The sequence below is a fragment of the Methylosinus sp. is20ea genome (assembly GCF_059718135.1).
The window spans coordinates 3,531,303-3,558,163 of the sequence record NZ_AP046088.1 but is presented as its reverse complement, the minus strand read 5'-3'; the positions used below and the strand labels follow the sequence as shown (position 1 = coordinate 3,558,163).

Below are 26,861 nucleotides of genomic sequence, written 5' to 3'. Positions count from 1 at the left end.
GTTGTCGGCTCGGCCTTGCGTTTTCGTGGGCGCCTCCGCATTCTCGCGGGACGCGGAGATTTTTTCATGACGGAATTGGACGGCGGCGAGGAGCGGCCGAGGATTTATGATCTAGAGAGCCTCGAGCAATGGCTCGACGCTGTGCCGCCAGACCGGCGATCGCAGGCGGCCGTCGTCATCGCGGCCCGCGCGGCGCTCCGCGTTCTGCCGGTGATCGAGCAAAGCGCCACCAAATCGCGGGCGCGACAATTCGGCGACTTGGCGCTGGCGGTCTTCTGGGCTACCGCGTTGGCGCGGGTCGCAGCCAAATATCCGACCTGCGCCAAGGACCTTCGCGCCGTCGACGCCGCCGACGCCGCCGACGCCGACGCCGCCGACATCGGTAACGCCGCCGCCTACGCCGCCGACGCCGCTGACGCTGCCGCCTACGCCGCCGCTGACGCCGCTGACGCCGCTGACGCCGCTGACGCCGCCGCTGACGCCGCCGACAACGCCGCCGAGATCTGGAGTTCGACATCCGCCGACATTGCGGCGCTCGAAGCAGGCCGATCGCCGAGCGGTCTTGCGGGAGATCCGCTCTGGCCACAGGGCGCGCCGCCATGGGCGACCGAGCGTTGGAGGCTCGTTCGCCAACTCCTCGCGGGAGCACATTGGCGGCCCTGGCTCGACTGGTATCAGCGCCGTCTCGACGGCGTAGAGCTCTCCGAGGAGGTCGAGCTTCTCTTCGCGACGCTCCCCGTCGACCCGAAAGAGAAAGACCCCGCCGAGCAGAATGCGCTGCTCGCGCAGGAAATCGCGCGGCTGACGGCCTCAACTTGGCCGCCGAAAGAATCCTGGGATTTCTTCATCAGCTATTCAACGCCCGACGACAGTTTCGCTCGAGAGACGGCGTCGGTCCTGGAGGAGGCCGGCTATTCGACATTCGCCATGTTCAAGGACATAGCCGTCGGCAATAATCTCGTGCGCGAAATGCAGGACGGCTTGAGCCGATTGACGCGATTGATCGCTCTACTTTCGCCAGATTACGAAAAATCGGACCATTGTCGGGCGGAATGGGCCTACGCTTACAATCGCGATCCTTCGGGCCGAGAAAGGCGACTGATCGCATTTCTCGTCCGCGAAACCGAATTGAACGCTCTTGCGCAGCAGATCGTCTACAAATCGCTCGTCGGGCTGACGCAGGAACAGAGGAAAGCCGCGATCCTCGCCGCCGTCGCGCCTCGAAAGCCGCCGCCCGCGCCGGTCGAAAACGTCTCGGCGCCCTTCTCCTTCGGCTGGACGTCTTCGGTCAAGCTGACCATCGTCGCGGGACCGCAGAACACACCCGTGTTTCCATTCGCGAATAGCGCCGCGGATCACCAGTCTCGCCTCGAGGCTTGTCGCAAGCTCGCAAGCCGTTCGGCGGAGTTTCTGCGAAGCGGCCAATTCAATGCTCGACCCGGCTATCTTCGCGCGCTCGACGAATATCTCGAAGACTTGCCGACAATGCCAGGACAAGGAAGTTTTCTTCTCGCGGACAACGCTGCTCGAACGCTTCACGACCAACTCGTCGAAGACTTCGATGTGATTGCGATCGAATTGAAGGCGCGTGTGACGCGGGTTCTCGAAACGCACGCATCTCTCCGCAACTTTTATCCCGACATCGAACAATACTACAAAGAGGTGAAAAGCGGCCGGCTCACGCAGCCGCTGCCGATCGACGCCGTCGAAGGCTTCGTCCGCACCGTCGAAGAGCACACACCCGATGTGTTCGAAGAGAATGTTTCGTACGAGTTGCACAAGGTCGAGCGAGAGCCGGAGGCGCCAGCGCCTTCGCCGGCCGCCGCCGCCGAGGCGACGCCCACCCTGCCGCCCGATCCTCTCGCCGGCGTCGATCCGAAAAAGTCGCACGACTTCGGCGTCGCCAGCTCAGTCAACGCGCTCTACAAGGCGTTCCTCAACGGCAAGGACGTTTCGCAATCGGTCAAAGGCTGGGACGAGATCGCGCATGAGCTCGGCGAGAACGCTGGCCCTGTGATCGAATGGCTGAAATCCTTTCTGCGCTGAGCCTTCGCTCCCCTCCCCCGTCTTGGCCGGGCTCGTCCCGGCCATCCACGCCGGGACGCAACGGACGCGTCTCGAAGCTTCTCAGGGACCCTCATCCGACCCTCGCTGACGCGAGGGCCACCTTCTCCCGCAAGCGGGAGAAGGAGACGCGCCCGAGGTCGCTGGTCTTCCGTCCCGAGGCTCTCACGCCCCCGCAGTTCCCCCCTGGCCCGCAGCGTGCTAGACGGGCCCCCACGCTAATTTCTCGGGAATCGTCAGCCGCGCTCATGCCCCAAGCCGTCACGCCTCAAGTCGTCACGCCCCAAGTCGTCACGCGCTTCGCCCCCTCCCCCACCGGCTTCCTCCATATCGGCGGCGCGCGCACGGCGCTGTTCAACTGGCTCTACGCCAAGCGGCATGGCGGGCGCTTCCTGCTGCGCATAGAAGACACGGATCGCGAGCGTTCCACCCAGGGCGCCATAGACGCTATTCTCGATGGAATGCGCTGGCTGGGCCTCGATTGGGACGGCGACGTCACCTATCAATTCGCGCGCGCGCCGCGCCATCGCGAGATCGCCGAGGAACTGCTCGCCAAAGGCAAGGCCTATCGCTGCTACGCCAGCGCGCAGGAGCTCGAGGAGATGCGCGAGACCGCGCGCGCCGAGGGCCGTCCGCCCCGCTATGACGGGCGCTGGCGCGATCGCGATCCCAGCGAGGCGCCGGCGGGCGTCGCACCGGTCATTCGGCTGAAGACGCCGCAAGAGGGCGAGACGGTGATCGAGGACGCCGTGCAGGGCCGCGTCGTGTTTCCGAACAAGGATATCGACGATTTCGTGCTGCTGCGCTCGGATGGCGCGCCGACCTATATGCTCGCCGTCGTCGTCGACGATCACGATATGGGCGTCACGCAGATCATCCGCGGCGACGATCACCTCACCAACGCCGCGCGGCAAAAGCACATCTATGAGGCGCTCGGCTGGGAGACGCCCAAGCTCGCTCATATTCCGCTCATCCATGGGCCGGACGGCGCCAAGCTCTCCAAGCGCCATGGCGCGCTCGGCGTCGACGCCTATCGCGGCATGGGCTATCTGCCCGCGGCGCTGCGCAATTATCTGCTGCGCTTGGGCTGGAGCCAGGGCGACCGCGAGTTCTTCTCGACGCAGGAGATGATCGAGGCGTTCGATCTCGAGAGCATTCATCGCTCGCCGGCGCGCTTCGACTTCGTGAAGCTCGAGAATATGAACGGCCATTATCTGCGCAGCAGCGACGATTCCGAGCTGCTCGACGGGCTGGTCGCGACGCTGCCCTATCTCGAGGGCGGCGCGGCGCTCGCCGCCAAGCTCGACGACAAGCGCAAAGCGCAGCTCGCCGCCGCCATGCCCGGCCTCAAGGCGCGCGCCAAGACGCTCAACGAGCTGGTCGACGGCGCCGGCTTCCTCTTCGCCGAGCGGCCGCTGGCGCTCGACGCCAAGGCCGCCGCGCTTTTGTCGCCTGCCGCCTGCGCGAATCTTTCCGCTTTGATCGAGAAGCTCGCCGCGCTCGACGAATGGAGCGCCGCGGCGACCGAGACCGTCGTGCGCGAGACCGCCGCCGCGCTCGGCGTGAAGCTCGGCGATCTCGCGCAGCCGCTGCGCGCCGCGCTCACCGGGCGCACCACCTCGCCCGGCATTTTCGACGTGCTGACGATTCTCGGCCGCGAGGAGAGCCTCGCCCGCCTGCGCGATCAGGCTGCGCAACGCGCTTGAACGGCGGGCGAGGGATGCTATAGTTTGTGCAACGCACAAACAGGTCCTCTGCTCGACCCTATGCGCCGCATCGCCGCGTCACGACAGAAGCGCGCGAGCCACTGCGGCGCGGCGACCGACGCATATCCGCCGGCTAGCGCAGGAGGGTTTTGAATTTAAAGCGACTTTCGTTCGATCGAACGGACCCGGCGGTCCGTCGGCGCAAGAATGCCCCGATGTTCGTACGAATGCGCTTGCCGTTTCGAGCCGCAGGGGCGAAGCGCGGCGCGGGCGTGGCGTAATATATGCTGCGGTGTTTCGCCGGGAGCCGCAATTTGCACGGACAACGCGAAAAGGTGGGGCCATGACGAAAAAAGAAGCGTCCTTTCACACCGGCGAGAAAAGCGTGAGCCTGCCGATCATGGAGGGCACGATCGGCCCCAGCGTCGCCGACATCCGCAAGCTCTACGGCGATACGGGCATGTTCACCTACGACCCCGGCTTCACCTCGACGGCGAGCTGCGAGTCCAAGATCACCTATATCGACGGCGACGAGGGCATTCTCCTCTATCGCGGCTATCCGATCGACCAGCTCGCCGAGCACGGCGACTTTCTCGAGACCTGCTATCTGCTGCTCTATGGCGAATTGCCGACGGCGACGCAAAAGGCCGATTTCGACTATCGCATCACGCGCCACACAATGGTGCATGAGCAGATGGCGCGCTTCTTCCAGGGCTTCCGCCGCGACGCGCATCCGATGGCGGTGATGGTGGCCTCGGTGGGCGCGCTCTCGGCCTTCTATCACGACTCGACGAATATCGCCGATCCGGTCGAGCGCATGGTCGCCTCGACGCGCATGATCGCGAAGCTGCCGACGCTCGCCGCGATGGCCTATAAATATTCGATCGGCCAGCCCTTCGTCTATCCGAAGAACGACCTCGACTATACGTCGAACTTCCTGCGCATGTGCTTCGCCGTGCCCTGCGAGGAATATAAGGTCAATCCGGTGATGTCGCGGGCGCTCGACCGCTTCTTCATGCTGCATGCCGATCACGAGCAGAACGCCTCCACCTCGACCGTGCGTCTCGCGGGATCGTCCGGCGCCAATCCCTTCGCCTGCGTGGCGGCGGGCATCGCCTCGCTGTGGGGCCCGGCGCATGGCGGCGCAAACGAGGCGGTGCTGAAGATGCTCGCCGAGATCGGCACGCCGGAGCGCATTCCGATCTATATCGCCAAGGCGAAGGACAAGAACGATCCGTTCCGCCTGATGGGCTTCGGCCATCGCGTCTATAAGAATTACGATCCGCGCGCGAAGATCATGCAGCGCACGACGCGCGAGGTGCTGGCCGAGCTCGGCGTCAAGGACGATCTCCTCGATGTGGCGATCGAGCTGGAGCGCATCGCTCTGCACGACGAATATTTCATCGAGAAGAAGCTCTATCCGAACATCGACTTCTATTCCGGCATCACGCTGAAGGCGATGGGCCTGCCGACGACCATGTTCACCGTGCTCTTCGCGGTGGCGCGCACAGTCGGCTGGATCGCGCAATGGAAGGAGATGATCGAAGATCCGGGCTCCAAGATCGGCCGCCCGCGCCAGCTCTATACGGGCGAGAAGCAGCGCGATTATCTGCCCATGTCCAAGCGCTGATGTCCAAGCGCTGATCTCGAGACGCTGATCTTCTTCGCGGCCGTCGCTCGGACCGGACGGCCGCGAAGCATTGTGCGCGAACGCACAGCCATACGCCTCCGCTCCCGCCATTGTCTCCGCATGATTGCTGAGGAGGCGGAAATGATCGAGACGGGGTCCTATGAATTGCTCTCTTTCGAGGAAGCGCGCGACAGGCTGCGTTTCGATCGCGAGATCAGCCTCGGCCTCTTCGATCTCTCCTCCTTCCGCATCGCCTATTGCCCGCGCGATTTCGTCTATGTCGGCGACATAGAGCTCTATCAATGGATGTGGCGCCACAGGATCGCGGGAATCGTCGTCGACGGCGATGTGACGATCGAAGGCGATCTCATGGACAATTCCTTCGACGGCTCGGCGGCCTTCGTGCTGGCGCGCGGCGATCTTCGGGCGCGCACAGTGACGCTCGGCGGCGCCGAGGTGGTCGTGCGCGGCGATATGCGCGCGGAAGGCCCCGTCTTCAATAATTCGAGCGCCGGCCGCTGCGAGATCGGCGGCTCGCTCTATGCGAGCCATCTGGTGACGGACGATCATGCGACGGTCATCGCCGGGCGCACGCCGGCGCGCTCTTTCGCGCTCGGCTATGTCGATCCGACGATGAGCGAGAAGCTGCGAACCGCGAAATCCTATCTCGACATATTGACGACGGAAGCAGCGACGGAATTCGACGCACGCGGTCGCGGCGCCGGCCCGGAGATCGTCGTTCGCATCGTCACGGCGATTCGCTCCGGCCGTCCGGTCCTGCGCGCCTGACGCGCGGGACCTGCTCGTTGGGTCGAGCAGAGTTTTGATCGAAAAGCCGGTTCCCAATTTTTCGAAATCCTGCTCGGAGCGAAGGCGACTCGAAAAAGACATGTTCGTTGCCGTCAATGGCGGTCGTTCGCCTCTCGATTCGAGCAATCATTTTTTCGACCTGCGCGCGTTTTTCGTCGCCGCGTTTCATTCGTCGATTTCAGCCCCAGCGAATCGCATCGTCGCGTCTCGAGCGATTCGCGCTCATCGGAGCATCGTCATGAGCGAAACGCCTCCGCCGCGCGAGCGGCCGAATCCCCCGCGCCCTCAGGCGCCGCCGGTAAACTCCGTCGTCGCCGCCGCTACGACGGCGCATGATTTGGACGAACGCCGCAAAATCGTATTAGAAGCCGAACGCGATAAAACAGTCGCGACGCGGCCGACGAGACGAAGCGGGAGACGACGATGGGGGCTGTGAACGATTTGGCGCGGAACGAGGCGAGCGCCCCCGACGCGCAACGTTCATACGCACAAAATTCGTCCGCGCAATGTTCATCCGCGCAATGTTCCTGGGACGAGATCGAGGCGCGCTATCGCGAGGAATGCGCGACGATGCTGCGCGACGCGCGCCATCACTTCGAGCAGCGCGCCGCGCGCGAGCAGACGACGATCGAAAATGTGCTCGCCGTCTTCGCACGCGATTTCGACGCCTGGCTCGATCGCGAAAGGCGCGGAATCTCCACGCCCAAGCCCAGCCTCGCCACATTGTTCGAAATCTGGCTGGAGCGTGGCTCGCGGCGTTTCGATGCGCAGAGCGCTCCGGCGGAGACGAGCCTGCGGCAAGAGGCCGCCGCCGAGGCGCAATCGCTCGAGCTGCAACGACGTCTCGACGAAGAAACGCGCCGCATAGAGGAATTGGAGCGGCGTCTCGCCGAGGCGGAACGTCGCGCCGAGCGACAGACGGCGGAGGCCCCGATCATCGTCGCTTCGCCGGCGCTCGCGCTCGCGGCGCCGACGAAGCGGCCGCCGCGCCGACGCGCGGCCCTCGCTGTGGCGCTCGTCTTTCTCGCCGCCCTCCTCGGCGCGGCGCAAATGGCGCGACATTCGGACGCCACGCCGCCAGAGCTGCGCGCGGCGCTCGCGCGGGTCGACGATTACGCCGCCGAGATGGAGGCGTGCGGTCGTTCCGCGCTCGGCCGTCTCGCGGCGCGCCACGCCCGCGAGGATACGCTCGCGGCGCTGCTCGCACAGAACAAGGACGATGTGATCGTGCGCGCGATCGCCGCCGATCCGCCGCTGACGCGCGCCAAGATCGAGGCGCTCGCGCCGAGCCGCCCGGCGCCGGCAGTCGAGGCGCCGGCGGAACCGCCGGCGCGGGAGACGATCGCCGCTTTGCCCCAGATCGCCGCGCCCGAATCCCCGGCCCCCACGCCCGAAGCGCCGACGCTCACGCCGCAGGAGGCGGCCGAGCGGCTTCCCCCCGCAGTCATCGGCGCGCAAAAGCCCGCGGCCTTTCGCAGCTTCGAAAATCGCGACATCGCCGGGCCGACGCTGGCCACTCTGCGCAAGCTCGATCAGCCCGCCTGCGCCGCCGCCTGCCGCGGCCGAGACAATTGCCGAGCCTATTCCTTCGACCGCTGGAACCGCGTCTGCCGGCTGAAGGCGACCGCCGGCGCGTTCACGCTCAATCCGCGCGTGACCAGCGGATTGCGCGACGACATTCATATCCCGCGCGCGCCTTCCGGCGCGCTCTCCATGGAGCGCTATCCCTCCAAAGCCTTCCCGGGCGCCGGCTACAAAACGGCGTCGCTCGACGGACCCGACGCTTGCGAGGACGCCTGCCGCGCGGAGGAGGCCTGTATCGCCTTCACCTTCCGTCTCGACGAGAGCGCCTGCCATCTGTTTAAGACGACAGGAGAATATTTCTCTAATGAGCTCGCCGACAGCGGCGGCAAGCGTCAAGAATAGCTCGCTACGTACGTACTTGGTCTTTGGAATATGGCGATGGGAACGCCGATTCTACTCGGCCCCTCATACAATCGTTATTTTGCATGATCTCTCCCATATGGGGGATGCCGACACGCGTAAGCTCGGCTATTGTTGCGGCATTGTTCAAGGCGTTTTCAGATACAGGGGGTAGTCGGGAGTCCGGAAACTCGACTTCCCCCTTTTTGATGGCGGCTGCCCTCCGGCGATCTCTCGACCCCTCCCGATCCAAGCAATCACGCGCTCCGCGGCGCAGGCGCTCGGGCTGCGGCCTTCCGCCAGCATGCGCGCGCACACACGGGCGAGGCCGCTCGTCTGCGCTGCGCGCTCGGCGCCGCCGCGAATGAGCGGCTCCAGCGCGGACGCCAGCGCCGTCGGCGTCGCGCGCCCCTGCAGGAACTCCGGGATCAGACATTCGCCGAGCACGAGATTGGGCAGCACGATGCTGTCGACGCTCACCAGAATGCGCAGCGGCCACTCGACCGGCGCGACCTTATAGGCGACGACCATGGGAACGCCGGCGAGCGCCAGCTCCAGCGTCGCCGCGCCCGACGCCACGAGAGCTGCGCGCGCGCGTCGGAACGCCGGCGGCTTCTCCTGCTGCGACAGCAGGCGCGGCCGCGTCGTCCAGGAGGCGAGGCGCTGGTCGATCTCCTCCGCGACATGCGGCACGACGGGCAAAGCGATATCCAACGGCCCGCATCGCTCGGCGAGCATCGCCAGCGTCTCGCCGAACACCGGCATGAGCCGCGCGACCTCGGCGCGGCGCGAGCCCGGCATTACGAGGAGCAGCGGCCGCTCCGCCTCCCGCGCCGCCAGCTCGGCGGCGGAAGGCGTGAGCGCGTCGAGGCAATCGAGCAGCGGATGGCCGACATAGCAGCAGGCGGGACCGCCGAGCCGCTCATGCGCCGCCGGCTCGAAGGGCAGCAGCGCGAGCACCTCGTCGACATAGGCGCGCATCGCCCGCGCCCGGCCGGGCCGCCAGGCCCAGACCGTCGGGCTCACATAATCGACGATCGGCAGAGCCGGCCGCGCGCGCCGCACCCGCCGCGCGACGCGATGGGTGAAGTCTGGAGCGTCGATCAGCACGAGCGCGTCCGGCCGCGCCTCGATCGCGGCGCGGGCCGTGCGCTCGATGCGCTCCAGCAGTTGCGGCAGCCGCCGCAGCGGAGACAACAGGCCCATCACGGCGATATCGCCGAGCGGAAACAGGCTGGCGAGCCCTTCGCGCGCCATCGCCTCGCCGCCGACGCCGGAAAAGCGCATATCCGGCCGCTCGGCGCGGAGCGCGCGCATCAGCAGCGCCCCCAGGAGATCGCCCGAGGCTTCTCCGGCGATGAGAAAGACATGGGGCGGCGCGTCCACCGCCCTAGCCTCGCGCCGGGCGCGGCGCGCAGAGCGGACGCGCCCGCTCGGCCCGCAGAAAAGAAAGAACGGTCTCGACATCCTCGGCGCCGGTGAATTCCTGCGCGACCGCCTCCATCCGCTGCGCCAGCACCTCGGCGCCCGGCTCCTGCGGAAACAGCCGGTGGAACGCCTCGCGCAAAAGGGCGAGGCGCGCATCCGAAAAACCGCGGCGGCGCAGCCCGACGAGATTGATCCCGAACAAATGCGCGCGATTGCCGCCCGCGAGGCCGAATGGAACGAGATCGCCCTCGAGACCCGAGAGCCCGGCGACAAACGCCTGCGTGCCGATGCGGACGCGCTGATGCACGACCGTCGCGCCGCCGATCGTGGCGTGATCGCCGATGCGGACATGGCCGCCGAGCAGCACATTATTGGAGAGCACGACCCCGTCGCCGATGCGGCTGTCGTGGCCGACATGGGAATAGGCGAGAAAAGCGCAATCATCGCCGATGCGCGTCTCGCCGCCATCGGCCGGCGTCCCTGCGTTGATGGTGACGCCCTCGCGCACGAGGCAGCCGCGGCCGATGACCAGCGCGCCCGTCCGCCCACGCGATTTCAAATCCTGCGCCGCCGCGCCGAGCGAGGCGAAAGCATGGATTTCCGCATCCGCGCCGATGCGGGTGCGCCCCGCGAGCGCCACATGCGAGACGAGACGCGCGCGAGCGCCGAGCTCGACCTCGGCGCCGATATGACAGAAGGGACCGACGACGACGTCCTCGCCGAGGCGCGCGCCCTCCTCGACGACAGCGGATGGATGGATGCGCGCGCTCGATGTCATTTCCCGTCCGGGCGATGTGGCGGCTCTCAGCCGGCGATCATCACGCTCAGCTCCGCCTCGCAGACCAGCGCGCCATCGACCAGCGCCCGGCAAGCGTACCAATAGATATCGCGTTTGCGGGCCTTTTTGGCCACATGGAACTCCACCCGATCGCCGGGGGTGACCGGGCGGCGGAATTTCGCTTTGTCGATGGTGGTGAAGAAGACTTTGCGCTGCGACCCCTTCGGCTGCATGCGCGCGGCGATGACGCCGGCCGTCTGCGCCATGGCCTCCACCAGCAGCACGCCGGGAAACACCGGATTTCCGGGGAAATGGCCCTGAAACTGGGGCTCGTTGAAAGTGACGTTCTTGATTCCGACGCCGCTCTCGTCACCGCGAATATCGACGACGCGGTCGACGAGGAGAAGCGGATAACGGTGCGGCAGCAGCTCCAAAATCTGGTGGATATCCAGGGATTCCGGCGCTTGCGCCGTCGTTTCTTCGTTCATCGTCTCTTCTCCCCTGCGGACCCGGTCGTCCTTTCGCCCGGCCCGTCTTGCGTTCGTTCCGGCGTCCTGCGCCGGTTTCACTTGGCGTCGCACCGGTCTCACTTGGCGTCGCGACGCGCCTGGCGGTCGAGCAGCAGCTCACCGCGCAAATGGCGACGCGCGGGACGCGCCGGCGCGCCGCTCCAGCGCGCGCCGGCCGGCACGTCGCGGGTCACGCCGGATTTGGCGGCGATCTGCGCGCCATCGCCGATGGTGAGATGGCCGCCGATCGCCGACTGGCCGCCCAGCGCCACGAAATCGCCGAGCTCGCAGGAGCCGGCGAGCCCCGATTGCGCGACGATGACGCAGCCGCGCCCGATGACGACGTTGTGGCCGATCTGGACCAGATTGTCGATCTTGGTCCCCTCCCCGACGATGGTGTCGCGCGTCGCGCCGCGGTCGATCGTCGTATTGGCGCCGATCTCGACGTCGTCCTGCACGATGACGCGGCCGATCTGCGGCGCCTTCACATGGCCTTGCGGAGAAAGAGCGAAGCCGAAACCGTCCTGGCCGAGGCGCGCGCCCGGATGAATGATGACGCGGTCGCCGATGAGCGCGCAAATGACGCTGACATTGGCGCCGATCGAGCAGTCGCGTCCGATGCGCACATCCGGCCCGATCACCGCCTGCGGGCCGATCACGCTTCCCGAGCCGATCTCGGCGCGGGGACCGACGACGGCGCCGGGGTCGACCGAGACGCCCGGCTCCAGCCGCGCCGTCGGGTGAATGATCGCGCCGGGCGAGACGCCGCTCGCCGCAAACAGCGATTGCGGCCGCAGCGAATCGGGGAACAGCCGCGCCATCACCCGGGCCATCGCCTTGTGCGGCTCGGACGTCACCAGGGCGATGACTCCGCTCGGCAAAGCGTCGAGATCGCGGCTGCGCAAGAGGCAGGCGGTGGCGCGGCAGTGGCGCAGCGCCGCCGCATAGCGTCTGCGATCATAGAAGGCGAGCTCGCCCGGGCGCGCCAGATCGAGCGGGGCGACGCCGATGATGATCTCCGCCGCGCCGGGCCGAATCTCATGAACGCGCGCGCCGGCGATCTCGGCGACCTCCCCCGGCGTCAGGGGCCGGTCGAGGCGAAAAAATCCAGCGGCGCCCATGCCGCGCACTCCCGAATCGTCGCGCCCGGCCGCAGCCGGGGCGAAAAGCCGAAAAGAGCCGCCCGCCGGCCCGCGCAGGGCCATTGGCGCGCTCTCGACGAAAACGATCCCCGAGCGGCGGGTCTCGCCGCTCGGGGATCCTCAAATTCTAGTCGCTGTATCGGCTGTGCGCCAGCGGCGACGCGTTTAGAAATTGGTGCCGCCGGAGAAGCGGAAGCGCTGCGTAATGTCGCCATAGGCCTTGGACAGCACCACCGCATAGTCGAAGCGGATCGGCCCGAGCGGCGATTGCCACAGCGCCGAGGCGCCGACCGAGGAGCGGATCTGCGCCGCATCGCCCGAGACGACGATGCAAGTGCCCTGGCCGAAGGTCGGAGCCGAATAGGGATAGACGCAGGGCAGAGTGACGCCATAGAGCTTGCTGCTGAAGTTCGTCGCGCCCTTATAGCCCCAGAGCGTGCCGGCGTCGGCGAAGAGCGCGCCGCGCAGGCCGATGTCCTTCGGCAGGCCCCAGATCGGGAACTGCACCTCGAGCGAGCCGCCGATGTAATTGGAGCCGCCGAGCGAGTTGCCGCGCGAGCTGGTCCAGTTGGAAATGTCGCGCGGGCCGAGGCCGCCCGGCGCGAAGCCGCGCACCAGAGTCGGGCCGAGGTTGAAATTGTCCATCACCCGGAACTGATAGTCGCCGAGCGCGAACATATTGCCGCCCTGCACGCGCGCGATGCCGACCACATCGTCCACGAAGGGAAGCTCGTGGAAGTAGCGGAGGTCGCCGGTGGTGCGGATATAGCGGCTGTTTCCGCCGAGGCCGGCGATATCCTGCGACAGCTGCGAATGGATGCCGTTCTTCGGATTGCGGAAATTGTCGAGCGAATTATAGGCCAGCGTGTAGCCGACGAGCGAGGTGAGGCGCGAGCCCTGCGACTCCTTGATCGCGAGCGAGGCCTCGCCATTCGACTGACAATTATAGAGAACGCTGAGATCGGCAGGCGTCGGCGCGAAGATGTAGCCGAAGCCCGGCGTATATCCCGGCAGCGGCGTCTGACAGTCGTTGTAGGGCCGGTTGCTGTCGTTGGGGATGGAGATCGTCGTATTATAGATCGAGTAGCGCGGCGAGAGGCTGATCTCCTCGGTGATCGGAATGCCGAAGCGCAGCGTGCCGCCGATCGAGGTCGTGCTGTAGTAGGAGTAATTATAGGCGTCCGACTTTTTCGCGAAAATGTCGAAGCCCGCCGAGAAGCGCTGATCGAGGAAGTAAGGCTCGGTGAAGCTGAAGGACACGCCGCGGGCGCGCTGGCCGGCCTGCACCGAGAGGCGCGTCGCCTGGCCGCGGCCGAGGAAATTGCTCTCCGACACAGACACTTCGCCGATGAAGCCTTCCGTCGTCGAATAGCCGCCCGACACGCCGAAATTGCCGGTCGCCTGATCCTCGACGTCCACATTCACCACCACGCGATCTGCCGCCGAGCCCGGCTCGTTGGTGACGCGGACCTTCTTGAAGAAGCCGAGGCCGTTGAGGCGGCGTTCGGCGCGATCGACCAGCACGCGATTGTACGCGTCGCCCTCGCCGATCTCGAACTCGCGACGAATCACATAGTCGCGTGTGCGCGTGTTGCCGCGAATATTGATGCGCTCGATATAGACGCGCGGCCCCTCGTCCACGACGAAGCGGATCGCCACCGTCTGAGCGGCGGGATTGCGCTCGCCGCGCGGGCGCGCCTGCGAGAAGGCGTAACCCTTCTTGGCGATCTCGCGGGTCAGCGATTCGACCGTCTTCTCCACCGCGTCGCCATTATAGACGTCGCCGGGCGACAGCCGCAGATAGGGCTGCAGCGAGACGGGATCGATATCGGGCAGATGCGACTCTATGTCGACATTGGAGACGCGATATTGCGGCCCCTCCTCGACGACGACGGTGATGACATAGCCGCCCTGGGCCGGATCGAACACCGCGTCGGAGCTGACGACATGGAAGTCGGCGTAGCCGTTCTTCAGATAGAAGCGCCGCACCAATTCGAGATCGGAGGCGATGCGATCCGGATCATAGACGTCGCTCGTCTTGATGAACGACAGGAAGTTCATCTCGGTCGTTTCCATCAGATCGACGAGACGGCCCGTCGAGTAGACGGTGTTGCCGACGAATTTGATGTCCTTGACGCCGGTCTTGTCGCCCTCCTCGACGGCGAAGACGACATCGATGCGCCCATTGGGCAGTTGCACCGTGCGATAGGTGATCTTGGCCGCGGCGCGGCCGGAGCGCTTATAGATCTCGAGCAGGCGGGCGATGTCCTGCTGCACCACCGTCTGATTGAAGGAGCCGTGCGCGCGCGTGCGCACCTCGGAGGTCAGCGTCTCGGTCTTGACCTTGCTATTGCCCTCGAAGACGACGCGATTGATGAGATTGGTCTCCGCGACATGGATGACCACGCGTCCCTTCTCGCGGGTGGCGCTCACATTGGAGAAGCGGCCGCTGTTGCGCAGCGCCTCGAGGCCCTTTTCGACCTCCTCCGGGCTCGTCCCGGAGAAATAGGAGCGGATCACGTCGGAATCGCCGCGGGCATTGCCGACGACGACGATATCCTGAGCGAAAGACGGAAGTGAGAAGCCGAGGACCGCCGATACGACGGCTGCCATGAGATAGGAACGATTCCGAAAAGCCTCGATGGACCGCATTGTCAATCCTAAGTCCTCGTCGCGCCGTCGCCCGCCGAAAGCGGCGCGGCTCACGAACTGGGACGCCGCACGCACGCTACCGCACGCCGTCCGATCCGATGTTCACCTTCTACAAGGTTTACCGTTTACTGCAAATGCCGAACGCCGCGAGTTTCCCCGTTTTGCCCGGCCCGTTGCCGCGAAGCCACGTTTTATGGTCAGCGTCGCGTTAACGTCCGAACCCGCAGCGGAGCGCCGCGAGTCCCGAGTGACGATCCTCCCCAGAATGATGGCGAAAAGCGGTCACAAACGCCTGTCCCGTCGAAATCATCGCGGTTTTCCATGGGGAAGAAAGAAACCAGACACGAAACGCTCAGTCGACACCCGCGCCGCTGAGCCGCCGCAGCAACCTGGCGAGATCATTATAGGTGGAGAACACCATCAACGTGCAGACCATCGCGAGTCCGACGCGGAACGCGTATTCTTGCGTACGCTCCGCGAGCGCGCGGCCGCGCGCCGCCTCGATCGCATAGAACAGCAAATGTCCGCCGTCGAGCAGCGGCACCGGCGCCAGATTGAGCAGACCGATCGAGATCGACAATATGGCGATGAGATTGAAGAGCGGGCCGACGCCCACTTTGTCGATCGCCTTGGCCATCTGCCCCGAGACCTGCGCGATTCCGATCGGGCCGGACAATTGATCGGTCGCCTCACGGCCGACGACGAGCCCGCCGAGATAAGAGCCGGTCCGCTCGACGATCGTCCATGTTTCGGTGACGGCGAGCACGAAGGACTGGCCGACGCCGAAGCGCTCCTCGCGCTGGTCGGCCGGATCATTGCTCGCCTGCAGGCCGATCATGCCGATCTTGGTCTTGCCGAGCGCGGTCTCGATCTCCCGCAGCTGCGGGGTCGCCTGCAGCGTCACATCCTCGCCGGCGCGGCGCACGACGATCGCGAGCGGCTTGCCGGTCGAGGAGGAGACGATCTCCTGCATCTTGCCGAAACTGTCGATCGGCTCGCCGTCTATGGTGAGGACGAGATCGCCCGGCTGGAAGCCGGCCTGCTCGGCGGCGCCGCCCGCCTGCACGGAGGCGACCTTCGGCAAGAGGAAATTGCGCCCCAAGGAGGCGTAGAGAAGGGTGAAGATGACGATCGCCAGCACGAAATTGGCGAGCGGCCCCGCCACCACGATCGCCGCGCGCTTCCACACCGCCTGGGCGAAGAAGGTGAGCTTGCGCTCCTCCTCCGGCATCGATTCTATGCGCTCGGGATCGGGCACGCTCGCGCCATTGGCGTCGCCGTGGAATTTCACATAGCCGCCGAGCGGGATCGCCGCCAGACGCCAGCGCGTTCCATAGCGGTCGTAGAAGCCCCAGAGCTCAGGGCCGAAGCCGATCGAGAAAGCGTCGATCTTCACCCCGCACCAACGGCCGACGAGGAAATGGCCGAGCTCGTGGAAGAACACCACCATCGTCAACACGAAGACGAAGGGGACGACATAGACGAGGATCGTCATGAGCAAGTCCAGCAAAGCGATACTCCCGGCAAACGCTACGACCCGAGAGTTCGCCGAACGGCGCTGCTCTCTTGGTTACTGAAGCGTTAACATGCCCGAAGCCTGGTTCATCGCCAAGGCGCCGCGCGATCTTTCTCTCACAATATGGTCAATGGCGAGGGCGTCCTCAACGGTCGCCGGCTCGCGCGCCGCGCCGTCCTGGAGCGCAGCCTCCAGCGCCTCCGCGACATGGCGGGCGATTCCGGGAAAGCCGATGCGGCCCGCGAGAAACGCCTCGACCGCTATCTCATTGGCGGCGTTGAGCACGGTGGGAAGCCCCCCGCCCGCCCGCAGCGCCTCGAGCGCGAGGCCGAGCGCCGGGAAACGCTCCAGATCCGGCTTCTCGAAAGTGAGCGCGCCGATGGCGACGAGGTCGAGCCGCGGCGCCGGCGTCTCGATTCTCTCGGGATAGGCGAGGCAATGGGCGATCGGCACGCGCATGTCGGGGCGGGCGAGCCCCGCCGTGACCGAGCCGTCGGCAAAGCTCACCAGCCCATGCACGATGGATTGCGGATGCACGATGACGTCGAGCTTTTCCGCTGGCACGCCGAAAATATGATGCGCCTCGATGAGCTCGAGCCCTTTGTTCATCAAAGTGGCCGAGTCGATCGTATTCTTCGGCCCCATCGCCCAATTGGGATGGTTGAGCGCCTGTTCCACCGTCGCGGCCTCGATCGCCTCCCGGGTCCAGGTGCGGAACGGGCCGCCGGAGGCGGTGATGGTCATTTTCTCGATTCGGGAGACGTCCTCGCCGCCGAGCGCCTGGAAAATCGCATTATGCTCGCTGTCGATCGGCAGCAGGCGGGCGCTGGTCTCGTGCGCCGTGCGCATGAAAGGCGCGCCGGCGCAGACGAGGCACTCCTTATTGGCGAGGGCGACGACGCGGCCGAGCGTCAGAGCGGCGTGGGTCGGCTCGACGCCCGCGGCGCCGACAATGGCCGAAACCACGAGATCGGCCTCGCGAGTCGCGGCCTCGATCACCGCCTCGCGCCCGGCGGCGACCTGAATATTGGTGCCGGACAGCGCCTCCTTCAGCGCGGCATAGCCCTCCTCGTCGCGAATCGCGACGAATTCGGCCTTCACGGCGATCGCCGTCCGGGCGAGCGCCGCATGGTCGCGTCCGCCGGCGATGGCCGAGACGGAAAACCCTTCCGGGTCGCGCAACAGCAGATCGACCGTCGAGCGCCCGATCGACCCCGTCGCCCCGAGCAGCACGATGCGCTTCGGCCGCCCGCCGCGCGCCCGAGTGACAAATCGCTCCGATCCAAATCGCTCCGATCCCGCCCCTGTCGCCATTTGCCGCCTACCAGATGAAAATACCGGCGGCCAGGGACTCCTGACCGCGCAATCCGCCGAGCATGGCCGCGAAGGCGCTGGCGAAGATGAAGCCGTCGACGCGATCCATCACCCCGCCATGGCCGGGGATCAAATGGCTCGAATCCTTGACGCCGAAACGCCGCTTGATCCAGGATTCGAACAGATCGCCCGCCTGCGCCAGCGCCGCCGCGACGAGGCCGACGAAGAACAGCGGCAGCGTCACCGACGCGCTCCAGCGGCTGAGATAGACGACGCCGACGCCCGCGAGCGCGCCGCTGACGAGGCCGACCAGCGTTCCCGACCAGGTCTTGCCGGGCGAGACGCGCGGCCAGAGCTTCGGCCCGCCGATCAGCCTTCCGCCGAAATAGGCCATCACATCGGTTCCCCAGACGACGGCGAACAGCCAGGCGATGGAGATGGCGCCATAATCGGGCGAATGGCGCAACACATTGGTGGAGACGATCAGCGAGCCGGCGTAGAGCAGGCCGGCCGGGGCCCAGAGCCGTCGTCCCGGCCCGGCGAGAATCGAGAGAATCGCCGAGAAGAGGATGAGCGAGGCCAGCGCGGCCGGGCCGCCGCCATGGGCGGCGAAGGCCGTCGCCGCGGCGAGCGAAGCGCCGCCGAGCGCGAATCGGGCGAGCGACATCTCGCCGCCGACGATGCTCTGCCACTCCCAGGAGACCGCGAAACCGGCGAGCAGCCAGAACAGAGCGAAAGCGTCGCCGCCGACATAGAGCGCGGCGAGCGCCGTCGCGATCAGCGCCACGGCCGAGCCGATGCGCGGACCGAGATCCCCGAATCGCGCGCCCTTGGCGCCGGCGATGGCGGCGCCGGACCTCGAAGGCTCTCTCATGAAGCGGTCTTCGCTCTGCAGTCGACCGACGCGAGGCCGCCGAACCGCCGATCGCGCTGCGCATATTCGTCGATCGCCGCTTCGAAATCGGCCCTGCTGAAGTCCGGCCAATGGACGGGCACGAACAGCAATTCCGCATAGGCGGCCTGCCACAGCATGAAATTGGACAGGCGCTGCTCGCCACTGGTGCGGATGATGAGGTCCGGATCGGGGATATCCGCCGTGTCGAGGCGACGGGCGATCGCCTCGGCGTCTATGTCCTGCGGGCGCAGCCGGCCGGCCGCGACCTCCTCGGCGAGCGCGCGCGCCGCCGCCGCTATCTCCTGCCGCGCGCCATAATTGAAAGCGACGACCAGCGTGAGGCCGGTATTGGCGGCGGTGGTCTCCTCGGCCTCGAGCAGCAGCGCGGCGATCTCGGCGGCGAGCCCCTCGCGCGCGCCGATCACCTTCACGCGGACATTATTGGCCTGCAGCTCGGCGAGATCATTGCGGATGAAGCGATGCAGCAGAGCGAGGAGGCTCTGCACCTCCTCGGGCGGACGCGACCAGTTCTCCACAGAAAAGGAATAGACGGTCAGATAATCGATCCCGAACTCGATCGCCGCGCGCACCGTCTTGCGCAATGTGTCGACGCCGCGCCTATGGCCCTCGAACCGAGGCAGGCCTCGCGCCGCCGCCCAGCGCCCATTGCCATCCATGATCAAAGCCACATGACGCGGCGCGGCTCTCGGCGCCAATGCCGGCGCTCCCAGCTCCAATATTCCACCGTCTCCCATTTTTTTGTTCCGCGCCATCCTCGAGAGCTCGAGCCGGACAGGCCGGCTCTTCGCGACAATCGATAAAGACAAAATCAAACCTGCATGATCTCTTTTTCTTTTTGCGCCAGCATAGTGTCGATCTCGCGCACCGCCTCGTCGGTCGCCTTCTGCGCCTCGCTCTCGTGACGCTTGGCGTCATCCTCGGGCAGGGCGTGATCCTTGAGCAGCTTCTTCAATATGTCGAGGCCGTCGCGCCGCACATGACGCACGGAAACGCGCGCGTCCTCGGCGTATTTATGCGCGACCTTGACCAACTCCTTGCGGCGCTGCTCATTGAGCTCGGGCGTGCGAATGCGCAGCACCTGCCCCTCGATCGTCGGCGAGAGCCCGAGATTCGAATCGCGAATCGCCTTGTCGACGGCGCCGACGAGCCCCTTGTCCCACACCTGAACGGCCAGCATGCGCGACTCCGGCACGCTGATCGTCGCCACCTGGTTGAGCGGCGTCGCCTGGCCATAGGCCTCGACGTGAATCGGCTCCAGCAGGCTCGCCGAGGCGCGCCCGGTGCGCAGCCCGCCGAGCTCGTGCTTGAGCGTCGCCAGCGCGCCCTGCATACGGCGCTTCAATTCGGGCAGATCGAAAGTCTGAGCCATAGGAAACTTTGCCTATTCGTGAAGTCTATCGGTTCGAACGAGCGGGCCGCGCCGGCTCAGGGTCGGAGCGTCTCATAGAACATAATCCGCCGAGGCGGAAATCGTCGGCCGCGTCCCGAGGGCGTCGTCCCCCCTAAGGAACGATATTCAAGGAACGACATAAGTGGCCCGCCCTCGTCCTTCCAGCACCGCGCGGATCGCGCCCTCGTCGGCGATGGAAAACACGATTATGGGAATCTTATTCTCGCGAGCAAGAGCGAAGGCGGCAGTGTCCATCACGGCGAGGCTCTTGGCTATGGCCTCGTCATGGGTGAGCTGCTCATAGCGCCGCGCGGAGGGGTCGCGCTTGGGGTCGGCGGTATAGACGCCATCGACCTGAGTCGCCTTCAGCACGGCGTCGGCCGAGAGCTCGGCGGCACGCACCACGGCGGGCGTGTCGGTGGTGAAGAAAGGCAGGCCCGTGCCGCCGGCGGCGATAACGATGCGGCCCTTGTCGAGGTGATGCAGCGCCGCCCGCCGCGAATAGGATTCGCAGAGCGAGGGCATGGGCACGGCCGAGAGCGCCCGCGCCTGGCGCCCCTGCGCCTCGATCGCCTGCTCGAGCGCGAGGCCGTTCATCACGGTCGCGAGCATTCCGATCGAATCGGCGCGCGCGCGCTCTATGCCTTTGTCGGCCCCTTGAATGCCGCGAAAGAAATTGCCGCCGCCGACGACGACGGCGATTTGCGCGCCGAGCTCGGCGGCCGAGGCCAGGTCCTTGGCGATCCGCTCCAAAGTCGGCGCGTGCAGGCCGTGCGGCGCGGCGCCCATCAGCGCCTCGCCCGAGAGCTTGACGACGACCCTCTTCCATTTCGGCGGGTTGGACGGGTCCGTCATCTACGCCTCTCTTTCGCTGGCCGACCTTCGTTCGATCTTAATAGGAAACCGCCGCCGCCCCGGCAAGGCGCGCCGCTCACGAAGCGGGCGCCCGCGATCACAAGCCGCCGAGGAATTCGTCGATCACGCGAAAGAAGGACGCGGCGTCGCGGCGCGGAAACCGCGCGAGACGGCGCAGCCCCTCCAGCCGGCGCGGCGAATCGGCGTCGCGATAGGCGAGGACGGCGTCGCGCCAGCCCGGCCCGTCGAGCGGATCGACATAATCGAGCGCCTCGCCCGCGATCTCGCGAAACGTCTCTATGTCGGAGGCGATGATCGGCGCGCCGCAGGCCGCGGCCTCGGCGACCGGCAGGCCGAAGCCTTCCGCGAAGGAGGGCGCGAGCGCCGCCCGCGCGCCGGCGAGCAGGGCGCGCAGGGCCGGCGTCGACAGGCCGAACACCTCGACCACATGCGGCCGCAGCGCCGCGCAGCGCTCCAGCATGTCGAGCACATTCTCATTGTGCCAGCCACGCTTGCCGACGAGGACGAGCTTTGGCGTCGCCTCCCCCTCGCGCTCGGCGAGCTCGCGCCAGACATTGAGCAGCAGCATGTGATTCTTGCGCGGCTCGATCGTCCCGCAGAGGACGAAATAGGCCGTTCCCGCGAGGCGCGGATCGATGGCGGCCCGCGTCTCGAAGACCGGGGCCACGGGCAGGCCGGCGAGACAGAGCGGGAGATCGGCTCTGCCCTGCTTTTGCGCGAAATCCGCGACCCGGCGCGCGACCGCCCGCGAGCCGACGACGACGCCGGCCGCGCGGCGCGCAATATTGGCCATTGCGGCGCGATGCTTGTCGCGCTCGGCCGGGCGAAAAAATTCCGGCGCCTCGAGCGGCAGAAGGTCGTGAACGAAGAAGACGGGCTTCACGTCCGGCCGCGCGTCGAGCCAGCGCAAATGCCAATCCTTGTCGAGCGGAAAGCCGCTGGCGTTGACATAGATCGCCCCCTGCGGAGCCTCGGACATCGGCCGGCCGAGGCGAAAGGCCCAGCGGCGCATGGCGCGCCAATTCTCGGGAACGACGCCCCATCCCCGCCGCTTCACCCGCGCCGCGCCGCCATGGGCGGGCGCGTTTTCGAGCGCCGCGACGAGTTCCTCGAACACGGCGTCCTCGCGCGGGTCGAGGAATTCGTTCCAATAAGTCTCTATATCGACGAGCGTGCGCAGCGCCTCTTCCGCCGAGGCGAGCCGCGGCCCCAGCGCCGCGCAGGCGAGCGCGACGCTCCCCTGCCCGCCCGCGGCGAGAAAATGTCGCGCCAGCGCGAAATCGACGCGGTCTATGCCATTGGGCGTCGGATTGAGCGCCCGCGTCACCAGGCGGGTGACGTCATAGACCACGGGCCGCGACCGCGCGCCCGATGTCATCTGCGGCACCGCTCGCCGCGCTCGCGGCATCGCCAACTATCGATGACGTCGTTCGATTCGCGGATCACGCGCTCGCTCTCCCGGGAGAGGCATTCGCGGTAATGGAACACCGCGGCGATATAGGCCTCGACCTCGCGCCCGCAGGCCTCCGCCGGCTGGCCGGGCATGAAGACGCAGGGCGGCGATCCCGGCTGCACGCAGAGATTGAAACCCGGAGCCGCCTGGGGGAAAGCCGGCGCAGGAAAAGAGAAGACAGCCGCAGCTCCTGCGGCGACGCCGCAAAGACGCGACGGCCAGCGCCGCCCCGCTCCGCGCGGACGCAGATCGATGATCATCCGACGCTCGTCATGAAAAGAACCACGCGCGGAGAATTGCCTCGTCGCGAGGCCGCGCGCAAGGGCGCGCGCGCGGAACGGCTACTCGCCGAGCGCGCCGCCGGGCGCGCGACGGGCGTCTCGCGGCGCCTCGCGCTTGTCGAGGACGCGCGCGCCGAACCATTCGACCGCATCGGCGAGCGCATGGCGATAGGGTCGCGAGCGATAGGCGAGCTCGCGGCGCGCCTTGGAGTCGTCGAAGAACATGGTCGTCGCCGACAGGCGCAGGCTCTCGACATTGAGGAATGGCTCGCGGCCGGTGACGCGCGCCAGCGCCTCATTGACATGGGCGAGGGGCAGGAGCGGCCAGCGCGGCAGCCGCACACGCGGCGGACGGCCGCCGCTGAGATTCGCCACCTCGGCGAGCAGCTCGGAGAGCTCGACATTCTCGCCGCCGAGAATATAGCGCTCGCCGATTCGCCCGAGGCGCAGTGCGGCGAGATGGCCGGCGGCGACATCGGCCACATGGACGACGGCGAGGCCGGTGTCGACATAGGCCGGCATATTGCCGCGCATCGCCTCGAGCACGATGCGCCCGGTCGGCGTCGGGCGGACGTCGCCGGGCCCGAGCGGCGCGGATGGATTGACGATGACGGCCGGCAGAGCGTCGCGCTCGACCATCTCCTCGACCAGACGCTCGGAGAGGAGCTTGCTGCGCTTATAGGCGCCGAGGCGATCGCAGACCTCGAGCCGGCGCGTCTCGTCGCAGAGGCCGGAAGCGTCGGGCGCCAGCGTCGCGACGCTGCTCGTATGGACGATGCGCTCGACGCCGGCGCGCAGCGCCTCCTCCATCACGGTGCGGGTTCCGTCCACATTGGTGCGCATCACGGCGCGCGGATCGGGCGCCCAGAGCCGATAGTCCGCGGCGACATGAAAAAGAAAGCGCACGCCGCGGAGCGCGGAGCGCAGACTCTCGCGGTCGGTCACATCGCCTTCGAAGACTTCATATTGCGGGCGGAGATTGGCGCGCGGGCTCGTCGGCCGCACGAAGGCGCGCACGTGAAAGCCCTGCTCGTGCAGCAGGGCGGCGACCGCCCCTCCGATGAAACCGCTCGCGCCGGTGACGAGGGCGATGTCGCGCGTCATGGCCAAAGCGTCGATAGGCTCCGCTGCGCCGGCGCCGGGCGCGCCGTTCTCACGACGCAGCATCTGGAGCGCAAAGCGCGAAAGACAAGAGCCTCCGCCTCTGGCCCCAGCTCTGGCCAGACGCAGTTCCGCGCGCACACACCGCCGAAAATTTCGCGAGCCGTCAAAACCGAGCCTGCCGTCCTGATTCCCGCCGCCTCAGCCGGCGGAGACGCTGGGAAGTTCTCTGTCGAGTTCTTGCGCGGGCTCGGCCGGGGCCGGCTCGGCCAGGACGCGGCGCGTCGGCAGGCGGTGGACCGTCGCCGTCTCCTGCTCGTCGTCGCGGTCCATCCGCGACAAATCCTGACGCACCATCCAGACGAACAGAGCGAAAGCGATCGCCGAAGCCGTCCCGATCGTCACATCGAGAACCGTGAAGCGCCACAGGCGCGCCTCCACCACCTGCGGGCCCAGCCAGCAGGCGAACAGGCTCCACGCCGCCACCAATATGCGAAACTCCGTCGCGCCCATGCCGCCATAGGACAGCCGATGCACCCCCGCCGTCGCCACGCGCAGATAAGTGTAGGAGCTCATCAGCAGATAGAGCGACAGCACGAACAGCGCCGACGGCAGAGTGAAATAAGGCGAGATCCCCAGACCCACCACGATCAGGCTCTGCGCGATCAGATCGCTCGAATGATCCAGGAGAAAGCCGTAGCGCGGTCGCTCGATCCCGCGATGGCGCGCCAGCGTCCCGTCCAGCGAATCGCCGAACCAGTTCAGGAACAGGCCGGCGACCACCGCCCATAGGAACCACGCCGACCAATGCGTCAGCGCAAAGCCGGTCGCCGTCGCCACCGCCCCCGCGAGCCCCACGGCGGTCAGATGATCCGGCGTCGTCCAGGCGGGAAGTCGAGGCGCCAGCGCCTGCAGCACGCGGCGCTCGCCGGTCGCCAACAGGCTCGTATTCAATCGGTTCGCCAAGAAACCCCCTCGAAAACCAAACCCGCCCTCGCAGCCCTGCGGTCCGGCGTGGCCGCCTCGCCCGGGCTACGACGTCTTTTCGCATCGCAATATCTTCGACCGTCAGCTTGCCCGCGCCGAACCTTCGCGTCAACCGCTATCGCCGCCCCTAAGGGGGATTTTCAAAGCTTTGCGCGTGCGCCCGTCACTTCACCGCCGCGCCCACCGCCGCGCCCTGAATCGCCGGCTGCGTCAGCGTGGAGACGAGCTGGAACGCCTTGCCGATCTCCGTCACAGGCGCATTCGACACATACAATATGTCCTTGTCGCGCATCGCGAAACGCCGCGCGGTGAACAGCGCCGCCGGATCGCGCATGTCGAGATGATAGGCCACAGGAACCAGCCGCTGCGCCGCCAGCAGCGGCGACACCGTCGGATAATCCGCGATCACCGCCGATTGCTCGTAGCGCAGCACGAACAGCCCGCTCGGATCCGCGCGCTGATCGGTGAGGCCGCCGGCCTTGCCGATCGCCTCCTCCAGAGTGATTCCCCGCGCGTCGAAGGGCACCACGGCGTTCGCCCCCGTCGCGCCCGCCACAGTGAAGGTCTGCGGCGTGCGCTCCACCGTCAGCACGTCGCCGGGGCGCACGAAAATATTCTCGCGCGGATTGGCGAGCAGCGCCTGGATCGGCGCGCGCGCGGTACGGTCGCCGCGCGTCAGGCTGATGAAGGTCTCGTGAACCGGCGAGCGGAAGCCGCCGGCCTGGGCGATGACGTCCATCACGCGGTCGCCGCGCAGCGTCAGCGGCACGCGCGCGCCCTGCGTCACCTCGCCGGTCACCGTCGCCGTATTGCTGATGTTGCGCGACACATTGACCAGCGCCTGCGGCTCGATCGCCTTGCCGCGCAGCCGCTCGACGATCGCCGCCTCCACCTCCTGCTGGGTGCGGCCGGCCACCTGGATGCGCCCGGCGTAGGGCACGGTCACCGAGCCGTCGCGCCCGACCGCCTGGTCCGGGATCGCCGCGGAGCGCGAGCCGGGGCTCGAGCGATCCGTCGCCGGCGAGGAGAACAGGCCGCCGGAGGCCGCCTCCCAGAGAGTGATCTGCAGCGTGTCGCCGACGCCGATCACCTGCGAGGCGGGCGGGCGATAATCGCCGAAGGAGCCGCGCAGTCCGGGCGCCCCTCGCTTGGCCAGCGCCGCGGTCACCTGGCCGTCGATCTCGACGAGGGCGAAGGGCGTCTCGGGCTGTGATTCGGTCGGCGTGCCGGCGGTCATCACCGCATCGCCGGAAGGGCCGCTGCCCGGAAGCAGGCTGCAGCCCGAAAGCAGGGCCGCGAATGCGCAGGCGCCGAGGAGACGAAACGCGCAAGAACCGAGAATACGAGATGTCTTCAAAACCACGCCGCCCCCGACCAATGCCCCGGGCCGCTCCCGAAGCTTCGCCGCGCGCCCAAATGACCCCGTCTCTTTGGCGAAGACAAGGCCTTCCGCGCGGAGAGAGTCCTTTATCCCGCCGCTGTGACCCGCGCGCTACAGTCTATGGTTAACAAAAAGGACTGTGGACCGGGTCAACAAAAAGGACGCGCCGGAGACCGGAGCGTCCTTTGCAAGTCGCGAGCGGTCGCGCGCCTCGATCAGCCCTTGCCGCGCGCCTGCTCGGCGGCGAGCGACATGCGCACGAGCTCGGAAAGACTGCCGGCGTTCATCTTCAGCATCACATTGGCGCGATGAACCTCCACCGTGCGAACGCTGATGCCGAGCTCGCGGCCGATGACCTTGTTGGGCATTCCATGCAACAGGCGCTCGAGCACCTCGCTCTCGCGCGCCGTCAATGTCTGCAGCCGCGCCTCGATCGTCTGCGTCTCCGCGGCGCGGAACTGCTCCTCCCGCTCATAGGCGAGCGCGAGGCGCACACAGGCGATCAGCGCCTCATTGTCGAAGGGCTTCTCCAGAAAGTCGAAGGCGCCCTGCTTCATCGCCTGCACGGCGAGCGACACATCGGCATAGGCGGTGATGACGACGACCGGCAGCGACAGGCGCCGCGCCTTCATCGCCTCCAGCAGCTCTATGCCGGTCATCTCTGGCATGCGCGCGTCGGTCACCACGCAGCCCATGTCGCCCGAATCGACCGATGCGAGGAAATGGCTGGCGCTCTCGTGCGATCTGACCCGAAAGCCGTCCGTCGACAGCAGAAGGTGCAGAGAATCACGAACGGCGTCATCGTCGTCGACGATGTGAATCGTAGCGTCTCTGCTCGTCCTCTCTTGCGGAATGGAACAAATCCGACGAGACGACTCGTCGACCAGCGGACTCGTCAGCGGAGGCGGCTGAATCATAGGCGTCCTTCGTCTCGAGAGGAAAATGCGGCGCGTCGAACGGATTCGCGCGCCGACGCGTGGAACGCGATGCATCGAAGCGCATCG

The 26,861-nt window shown here is 66.8% G+C and carries 22 protein-coding genes; 5 read left to right on the top strand and 17 right to left on the bottom strand.

Features of this window, described 5'->3' with window-relative positions; translation table 11 throughout:
• Window positions 1–66: 66 nt before the first annotated feature.
• The 5 genes from AC6IY7_RS16575 to AC6IY7_RS16555 all read left to right on the top strand — a co-directional run bounded on the left by AC6IY7_RS16575 (window position 67) and on the right by AC6IY7_RS16555 (window position 8,136).
• Window positions 67–2,046: a toll/interleukin-1 receptor domain-containing protein gene (locus AC6IY7_RS16575; RefSeq protein WP_497780509.1), complete on the top strand. Its 1,980-nt coding sequence runs from the start codon at window positions 67–69 to the stop codon at window positions 2,044–2,046.
• Between the two features lie 266 nt (window positions 2,047–2,312).
• A complete protein-coding gene (gene gltX, locus AC6IY7_RS16570) occupies window positions 2,313–3,770 on the top strand; it encodes a glutamate--tRNA ligase (RefSeq protein WP_497780508.1) in 1,458 nt (485 codons plus the stop codon).
• Window positions 3,771–4,113: 343 nt separating this feature from the next.
• A complete protein-coding gene (locus AC6IY7_RS16565) occupies window positions 4,114–5,400 on the top strand; it encodes a citrate synthase (protein ID WP_497780507.1) in 1,287 nt (428 codons plus the stop codon).
• A 141-nt stretch (window positions 5,401–5,541) separates the two neighbouring features.
• Window positions 5,542–6,189: a hypothetical protein gene (locus AC6IY7_RS16560; RefSeq protein WP_497780506.1), complete on the top strand. Its 648-nt coding sequence runs from the start codon at window positions 5,542–5,544 to the stop codon at window positions 6,187–6,189.
• Between the two features lie 453 nt (window positions 6,190–6,642).
• Window positions 6,643–8,136: a PAN domain-containing protein gene (locus AC6IY7_RS16555; RefSeq protein ID WP_497780505.1), complete on the top strand. Its 1,494-nt coding sequence runs from the start codon at window positions 6,643–6,645 to the stop codon at window positions 8,134–8,136.
• Between the two features lie 144 nt (window positions 8,137–8,280).
• On the opposite strand, the gene lpxB is transcribed toward AC6IY7_RS16555, so the two are convergent.
• The 17 genes from lpxB to fixJ form a co-directional block, all read right to left on the bottom strand.
• A complete protein-coding gene (gene lpxB, locus AC6IY7_RS16550; RefSeq protein ID WP_497782866.1) occupies window positions 8,281–9,450 on the bottom strand; it encodes a lipid-A-disaccharide synthase in 1,170 nt (389 codons plus the stop codon).
• Between the two features lie 73 nt (window positions 9,451–9,523).
• Entirely contained in the window at window positions 9,524–10,339 is an 816-nt protein-coding gene (gene lpxA, locus AC6IY7_RS16545) for an acyl-ACP--UDP-N-acetylglucosamine O-acyltransferase (RefSeq protein WP_497780504.1), read from the bottom strand.
• A 26-nt stretch (window positions 10,340–10,365) separates the two neighbouring features.
• Window positions 10,366–10,827 carry a 3-hydroxyacyl-ACP dehydratase FabZ gene (gene fabZ / locus AC6IY7_RS16540; protein ID WP_497780503.1) on the bottom strand — a complete coding sequence of 154 codons (462 nt, stop codon included), beginning with the start codon at window positions 10,825–10,827 and terminating at the stop codon, window positions 10,366–10,368.
• 98 nt (window positions 10,828–10,925) lie between these two features.
• The gene (gene lpxD / locus AC6IY7_RS16535; protein WP_497780502.1) at window positions 10,926–11,969 is read right to left on the bottom strand and encodes a UDP-3-O-(3-hydroxymyristoyl)glucosamine N-acyltransferase; all 1,044 of its coding nucleotides are present in this window, start codon (window positions 11,967–11,969) and stop codon (window positions 10,926–10,928) included.
• Between the two features lie 186 nt (window positions 11,970–12,155).
• Window positions 12,156–14,642, bottom strand: a complete 2,487-nt coding sequence (bamA, locus tag AC6IY7_RS16530) for an outer membrane protein assembly factor BamA (RefSeq protein ID WP_497780501.1) — start codon at window positions 14,640–14,642, stop codon at window positions 12,156–12,158.
• A 352-nt stretch (window positions 14,643–14,994) separates the two neighbouring features.
• Entirely contained in the window at window positions 14,995–16,137 is a 1,143-nt protein-coding gene (gene rseP, locus AC6IY7_RS16525) for an RIP metalloprotease RseP (RefSeq protein ID WP_497782865.1), read from the bottom strand.
• Window positions 16,138–16,212: 75 nt separating this feature from the next.
• On the bottom strand, window positions 16,213–17,472 hold the full coding sequence (gene dxr / locus AC6IY7_RS16520) for a 1-deoxy-D-xylulose-5-phosphate reductoisomerase (RefSeq protein WP_497780500.1): 1,260 nt from the start codon (window positions 17,470–17,472) through the stop codon (window positions 16,213–16,215).
• Between the two features lie 7 nt (window positions 17,473–17,479).
• Window positions 17,480–18,346: a phosphatidate cytidylyltransferase gene (locus tag AC6IY7_RS16515; protein WP_497780499.1), complete on the bottom strand. Its 867-nt coding sequence runs from the start codon at window positions 18,344–18,346 to the stop codon at window positions 17,480–17,482.
• Window positions 18,343–19,122, bottom strand: a complete 780-nt coding sequence (locus AC6IY7_RS16510; protein ID WP_497780498.1) for an isoprenyl transferase — start codon at window positions 19,120–19,122, stop codon at window positions 18,343–18,345. The genes AC6IY7_RS16515 and AC6IY7_RS16510 overlap by 4 nt, the downstream gene beginning before the upstream one ends.
• Before the next feature lie 74 nt (window positions 19,123–19,196).
• On the bottom strand, window positions 19,197–19,757 hold the full coding sequence (gene frr, locus AC6IY7_RS16505) for a ribosome recycling factor (RefSeq protein ID WP_497780497.1): 561 nt from the start codon (window positions 19,755–19,757) through the stop codon (window positions 19,197–19,199).
• A gap of 147 nt (window positions 19,758–19,904) precedes the next feature.
• A complete protein-coding gene (gene pyrH, locus AC6IY7_RS16500; protein ID WP_497780496.1) occupies window positions 19,905–20,633 on the bottom strand; it encodes a UMP kinase in 729 nt (242 codons plus the stop codon).
• Between the two features lie 97 nt (window positions 20,634–20,730).
• Window positions 20,731–22,032 (bottom strand): glycosyltransferase family 4 protein, encoded by a 1,302-nt coding sequence (locus tag AC6IY7_RS16495; protein ID WP_497782864.1) that lies wholly within the window; start codon window positions 22,030–22,032, stop codon window positions 20,731–20,733.
• On the bottom strand, window positions 22,029–22,367 hold the full coding sequence (locus AC6IY7_RS16490; RefSeq protein ID WP_497780495.1) for a hypothetical protein: 339 nt from the start codon (window positions 22,365–22,367) through the stop codon (window positions 22,029–22,031). Before AC6IY7_RS16490 ends, AC6IY7_RS16495 begins: the two co-directional genes overlap by 4 nt.
• An 81-nt stretch (window positions 22,368–22,448) precedes the next feature.
• Window positions 22,449–23,492: a hopanoid-associated sugar epimerase gene (hpnA, locus tag AC6IY7_RS16485; protein ID WP_497782863.1), complete on the bottom strand. Its 1,044-nt coding sequence runs from the start codon at window positions 23,490–23,492 to the stop codon at window positions 22,449–22,451.
• Between the two features lie 198 nt (window positions 23,493–23,690).
• Window positions 23,691–24,455, bottom strand: a complete 765-nt coding sequence (locus AC6IY7_RS16480) for a CDP-alcohol phosphatidyltransferase family protein (protein WP_497780494.1) — start codon at window positions 24,453–24,455, stop codon at window positions 23,691–23,693.
• Window positions 24,456–24,639: 184 nt separating this feature from the next.
• Window positions 24,640–25,839 (bottom strand): polysaccharide biosynthesis/export family protein, encoded by a 1,200-nt coding sequence (locus AC6IY7_RS16475; protein WP_497780493.1) that lies wholly within the window; start codon window positions 25,837–25,839, stop codon window positions 24,640–24,642.
• A gap of 233 nt (window positions 25,840–26,072) precedes the next feature.
• The gene (gene fixJ / locus AC6IY7_RS16470; protein WP_497780492.1) at window positions 26,073–26,774 is read right to left on the bottom strand and encodes a response regulator FixJ; all 702 of its coding nucleotides are present in this window, start codon (window positions 26,772–26,774) and stop codon (window positions 26,073–26,075) included.
• Between the last annotated feature and the right edge of the window lie 87 nt (window positions 26,775–26,861).